Genomic DNA, 5,477 nt, shown 5'->3' with positions numbered 1-5,477 from the left:
GATCTTTTTTGTCCGAACAGCGTTCGGATTAATTTTACAATCTACCATTGTTTGTTCCGCCATTAGCGGTTGTTGCATTTGTTTCTGTGCTAGAACTGGAGCTAGAACGACTCTTACTCTTCGAATTCGTACTACTAAAAACCGCAATTGATCCGGTCTTCTTGTAAGATAAGCTCAAGCCATTACGAATAAAGTTTGTCACGCGTTGGAGTTCGGACTTTTTCATAACTTCCATGCTCTGGTCGTTAAGTTCCTTACCAGTCCCTTGGAGGTGTGTTTCCTTCAAGTTTTTGGTGGCTGACCGATAATTCTGCGCTAAACTCGTTAAATCATCAAAGGTTAAATCAGTTTGTGTCTGCTTAGCCAAAGAACTGATGAAGCTCTGATTAAGTAATGTTGAGATTGAACCACTCTTCTTAACTAACGCCATCAGAACAGCCCGTTGCCGCTTCTGTCGGCCATAGTCATTGTCTGGATCATCATACCGCATCCGAGAATAAGCCAATGCTTTTTTCCCATTCATGTGGGTCTTAATACCTTTTTTGAATGTATAACCTGCATAAGTAAAACTTAACGTTGGCGTAACATCAACACCACCGACCTGATCAATAACTTTTTCCATGCCACCCATGTTAATTAACGCATAAAAGTCGATAGGAATGTTTAGCATTTTTTGAATCGTATCGATAGTAGTCTTTGCTTGTCCCCAAGCATAAGCTGCGTTAATTTTCGAAGGGGACTGACTAGCAAAACCAGGAATCGTTACCGCCGTGTCCCGCGGAACACTCGTAATTGTGGTTTTATTAGTGGTCGGATTTAAGGTCACAACCATCATACTATCGGTTCGACCCTTGTAACTCCGACCTAATGCACCTGTATCAGTTCCCAATAAGAGAATTGAGATAGGCTTCTTATCAGATAATTGCTTATTTACATCTCGTTCTTTAGTTACACCAGAAGCATTAAACGAACTGTTGACAGCATTTTTAATACTTCTATAGCGTGTCATACCATACGCCGCACCACCGGCGATCAATAAGAGAATAAGTACCAATATGGTGTTACGAACTGGATGCGTCTTTTTTCTATGTTGCATACTACCAACCACCCCTTCGGTCTCCTCAAAATAACTCTAATTATACTACAATTACTTCAAATTTATTTTGAAACTCCGCAAACGCGCGTTTTATAATCAAGTTAGCCAAATACTTTTAGCTAATTGATAAAGGCAGATTGCAAGAGCGCTTAATGTTTGTCATCAAACAATCAATAATGAATTGTGCCGCGGCGAGATCGACCAAGTAAAAAAAGTGAATGGTCAACGCCAATATTACGCTGTATACTCACCAGAAACAGCACAAGCTAAGTACGAAGCTAATCGAGCCCACTGTCATCGACCTTTGAAACTCGTCGGTGTCGCTGATTTTATCGACTATTTTACGACTCATTTGCGTCAAGATGGTTGGTCGCCTGATGCAGCAGTAGGACGGGCCAAACTTGAAGGCTTATATCAACCTGAGGAGATGGTCTCGACCAAGACGCTATACCACTATATTGATGCCCAGTTACTTGAAGTCCGCAATCTTGATCTACTCGAAAAAACGCGCCACCGTGCCAAACATCATCACTCGATCAAGCACAAGCGTCTGGCCGGACGGAGTATTGATGAACGGCCTAAAAGTATCGACCAGCGCCAAGAGTTCGGCCATTTCGAATTGGACACCGTGGTGGGCAAGCGCAACGGTCAAGAGAGTGTGATCTTAACGCTGATCGAGCGTCAATCCCGCTGCCAAATTCTACGTTTGATCGATGGTCGTGATGCCGATTCAGTCAACTATGAGCTGGCCAAGATCTGTCAAGAATACGGATCAATCATGAAGTCAGTTACTGCCGATAATGGCGCTGAGTTCTCGGAAGTTGGCGCTGTACTTACCGGTGTCGCTGACCTTTATTATGCCCATCCATATCGTTCCTCTGAGCGTGGGACTAACGAAGCGCATAATCGAATGATCCGCCGCGATGTACCCAAGGGTCTATCCATGGATATTTTGGGTCCTCATGATATCCAAGCAGTTGAGTCAAAGCTAAACAATTTACCGCGCCGGCAAACTGGCTATCAAACAACCAAAGAGCTTTTCTCCGCTGCTTCCACCGGTTAAGTTAAGTCCATAAAATATGAATATTAATGAAAATACTGATTTAATAGGATTTATCGTGTGGCTAATTTGTTCTTGCAATTTGGGTCTTCCTTAATATGCCCCATTAGGTCTGAAAAAAACACTAATAGTTTTAATTAAAACACCCAAATCAAATAATACGCTTCGATGCAAGATATATTTCAGATCAAGTCCAACCATTTCATCAAAACCAACTTCATTGCGAACCGTAACTTGCCATAAACCGGTACATCCGGGTTTCACAAATAATCTTTGCTTATCATAATCTGTATAATTTACGACTTCATCTGGTAAAGGTGGGCGAGGACCAACCAAGCTCATTTGTCCCAGTAGAACATTCAAAAGCTGAGGTAATTCGTCAATACTATGTTTTCGAATAAATCTACCAACTTTTGTCACCCGTGGATCCATCCTAATTTTAAAGATCGCCCCATCAACTTCATTTTTATCAATCAGATATTTTTTCAAGCTATCTGCATTAACGACCATTGATCTGAATTTGTACATTTTAAAGGGGCGCTGTTGTCGTCCTAAACGAATCTGCGAATAAAATACTGGCCCCTTTGGCTCTTCTAATTTAATTGCAATAGCAACAATTAAAAATACCGGTAAGAGTAACACTAGGCCAAAAAAACTAGCTACAAAGTCAAAAATCCGCTTTACCGACCGATATACATAGCGATGTCGTTCGTAATTCAAATCAATCGCAATATTTCTTGTATGCTCTTCTCCATAATCCATTAGAATAACCAAAACCTCTTTTTCTTCTTGAGCACCGAAATCCTAGTAAATTCCGGTTTCACAATCTCCTCCCCATTGAGGATTGCTCTAGCGTCATCATTAAACCTAGTCGCAACATCTTTACCAGCTTGTTGCTCTAGTTTATTAAAGGCGTCCCCCATTAAGAATCGCCGTCCCTTAAAATTATGCGCATCCGAGGAAAAGGCAAAGCCTATACCACTGCGAATAATCTTAGTAGTTAATTTCTCGACATTATCGCCGAACACTCCAAGATAACTACTACTGGTCAGCTGCGTTAAACAACCCATTTCTACAAAATCATATAACCGGTCCGGTTCCTTCTGAAACCCATGGTTCCGTTCCGGATGGGCAATCACTGGTGTAATCCCACGCGTCTGCAACTCAAAGATCATATCTTCCGTATATTCTGGAATCCCACTATGCGGTAATTCCAATAGTAGATACTTGCCGCCCTCATCCATAAACAGGATATCGTCGTCATCCAGTGCCCTTAGGAGCTCCCCCGTCAAGTGCACCTCTTGTCCGGGAAAGACCGTTAACGGGATCTTAGCAGCGTCTAGTGCTTCTTGAAAGGCCGTTGTTTTTCTCAATACATCTACCTTATGGTTGGTATATTCGCCATCCATATGGTGCGGTGTCAGCAGAATATGACTAATCCCTTGTGCCACCGCGTCGCGTGCCATACCAAGCGCCATCGGCAAGTCTTTCGCGCCGTCATCCACACCCGGTAAAATATGACAATGTAAATCAACTAACGTCACTTTTTATCATCCGTTCCGTAATAGCCGCCGTAATAACTGCCACCATAATAATTACCACCGTAATAACCCACTGACTTTTGGGCTGTCACACGATTCATCACTGTTCCTAAAATGTTAGCGTGAACAGTCTCCAACAGTTGCTTAGCCCGACGCACCCCATTCTTGTCAGCAATACCTTGTGGCACAACTAAAACCGTCCCATCAATTCGGCTTGCCAATAACTGTGCATCCGTCACCATATTAACCGGTGGTGCATCAACAATCACCAAATCAAATTCAGCGGTTAGTTCACTTAACAAATTTTCAATTCGTTTACTACCCAATAACTCCGCCGGGTTAGGTGGAACTGGTCCACTTGTGATTACGCTAAGGTCCTTGACCATGGTCTCGCGAACCACTGCCGATAAGTCAGCGTTTCCTGATAGATAGTTCGTCAATCCCATCCGATTACTAACATCGAACGAGCGATGAACGGCTGGTCGCCGTAAGTCAGCATCAACGAGTACAACCTTAGTGCCCTGATCCGCCCAGGTAACTGCCATATTATTACTGATCGTTGATTTTCCTTCAGAAGGTTCCGACGATGTGAACAGAATTGATTGGAGTTGCTTATCAACCGAGGAGAATTGAATATTCGTCCGAATGGTTTTGAACTGTTCTGCAATCATCCCATTGGGCTCTGTATAGCTAACTAAACCGACACCATACTTTAAACTTGTATCATCAAGTTTTTTCTTGTTTCGCTTAAACCACGCCATTGTCGTCACCTACACCCTTCTTCGGTTACGCGCTTCTACTCTGCCATCTGCACCGGTAATTAAGTCGTCTGAACTGTGACGTTCACGCGTAATCCGCTTTTTAACTTCCTTATCGTCAATTTCACTAACGATACCTAAGCTGGTCAATCCCAATTCATCCGTCAAGTAACTCTCGGAAGTAACCGTTCGATCCGTAACCTCACGCAATAATGCCAATCCAATACCGAGAATCAGCCCCACAATTAATCCGATTGCCAAATTGATGGTCTTTCTCGGACTTACCGCCGAATAGTTCGGTGTCGCTTTTGACACGATTGAAACATTATGAACGCTCATCATCTTGACAACTTGCTTTTTAAATACTTTGGCGGTTTCATTCGCAATTGTTGCCGCTGTTTTAGCATCCGTTGCCTTAACCGTAATCGAGAATACCTGCGAGTTCTGCTGGTTACTAATTGAAATAGCATTTTTCAATGCACTCATTGATCCCGGATATCCAGGGTAACCGCTGGTTGTGTTATTGACTGTCTTTAAGACAGTTGGGCTAGTAATGATATCCTTATATGTACTAATCATCTGCACGTCGGCTTGTACTTGCTGATACTGTGCCGCCTGCATACTGGCCGATAGTTTTCGATTAACCAATATTTCGGTTGTCGCCTCATATTTTGGCGTCATCACAAAAAAGGTAACAAAAATCGACGCCAAAAAAACTACTAAAGTTGTGATCCAAATTGCTTTGATGTGTTTACGCAAGATACCAAAAATTTGCATCACACTAATTGTTTGCTCAGAATCCATATTTTCCTCCAGTACGGCCTACTACCATCGCGTGTAAGTTTATTTTTCGATGATAATTTTTATAAACATTAACTTTTTTATACTTATGCTATTATAGCGGGCTTTTTATAAAGAATAAAGGCTTTTCGGGCAAAAATCTTAACATTATAAGGTAGATTGCAAATTTAATCCGAATTTTTGGACAAATTTGTCAGCATAACCTGATACGGTGTTTGCCA

Annotated in this window: 5 protein-coding genes and 1 pseudogene; 1 reads left to right on the top strand and 5 read right to left on the bottom strand. The window is 42.2% G+C overall.

Translation table 11 applies throughout. The features are described from left to right. Positions 1-34: 34 nt before the first annotated feature. Positions 35-1,096, bottom strand: a complete 1,062-nt coding sequence (locus EGT51_RS12580) for an LCP family protein (RefSeq protein WP_027826053.1) — start codon at positions 1,094-1,096, stop codon at positions 35-37. Positions 1,097-1,226: 130 nt separating this feature from the next. On the opposite strand from EGT51_RS12580, the pseudogene EGT51_RS12575 reads away from it, so the two are divergent. Next, positions 1,227-2,159: pseudogene (locus EGT51_RS12575) on the top strand (IS30 family transposase); the annotation flags it as partial. 90 nt (positions 2,160-2,249) lie between these two features. On the opposite strand, the gene EGT51_RS12570 reads toward EGT51_RS12575, so the two are convergent. The 4 genes from EGT51_RS12570 to EGT51_RS12555 are packed head-to-tail and all read right to left on the bottom strand — an operon-like array spanning position 2,250 to position 5,259. Next, a complete protein-coding gene (locus tag EGT51_RS12570) occupies positions 2,250-2,918 on the bottom strand; it encodes a sugar transferase (protein ID WP_020090461.1) in 669 nt (222 codons plus the stop codon). Next, positions 2,918-3,700, bottom strand: coding sequence for a tyrosine-protein phosphatase (locus EGT51_RS12565; RefSeq protein WP_020090460.1), 783 nt, complete (start codon positions 3,698-3,700; stop codon positions 2,918-2,920). Before EGT51_RS12565 ends, EGT51_RS12570 begins: the two co-directional genes overlap by 1 nt. Continuing rightward, complete coding sequence (locus EGT51_RS12560; RefSeq protein WP_179951152.1) at positions 3,697-4,458, bottom strand: CpsD/CapB family tyrosine-protein kinase; 762 nt, start codon at positions 4,456-4,458, stop codon at positions 3,697-3,699. Before EGT51_RS12560 ends, EGT51_RS12565 begins: the two co-directional genes overlap by 4 nt. A 9-nt stretch (positions 4,459-4,467) precedes the next feature. Further along, entirely contained in the window at positions 4,468-5,259 is a 792-nt protein-coding gene (locus EGT51_RS12555) for a YveK family protein (RefSeq protein ID WP_020090459.1), read from the bottom strand. Between the last annotated feature and the right edge of the window lie 218 nt (positions 5,260-5,477).

This window comes from Levilactobacillus suantsaiihabitans (assembly GCF_004745505.1).
GTDB classification, from domain to species: domain Bacteria; phylum Bacillota; class Bacilli; order Lactobacillales; family Lactobacillaceae; genus Levilactobacillus; species Levilactobacillus suantsaiihabitans.
Note: the sequence above shows the minus strand (reverse complement) of the source record. Positions and strands in the feature narration are given on the sequence as shown.

Bases quoted from the DNA above. Each gene is read 5' to 3' on its own strand.
- EGT51_RS12580 (WP_027826053.1), bottom strand. From the start codon at position 1,096: ATGCAACATAGAAAAAAGACGCATCCAGTTCGTAACACCATATTGGTA.
- EGT51_RS12570 (WP_020090461.1), bottom strand. From the start codon at position 2,918: ATGGATTATGGAGAAGAGCATACAAGAAATATTGCGATTGATTTGAAT.
- EGT51_RS12560 (WP_179951152.1), bottom strand. From the start codon at position 4,458: ATGGCGTGGTTTAAGCGAAACAAGAAAAAACTTGATGATACAAGTTTA.
- EGT51_RS12555 (WP_020090459.1), bottom strand. From the start codon at position 5,259: ATGGATTCTGAGCAAACAATTAGTGTGATGCAAATTTTTGGTATCTTG.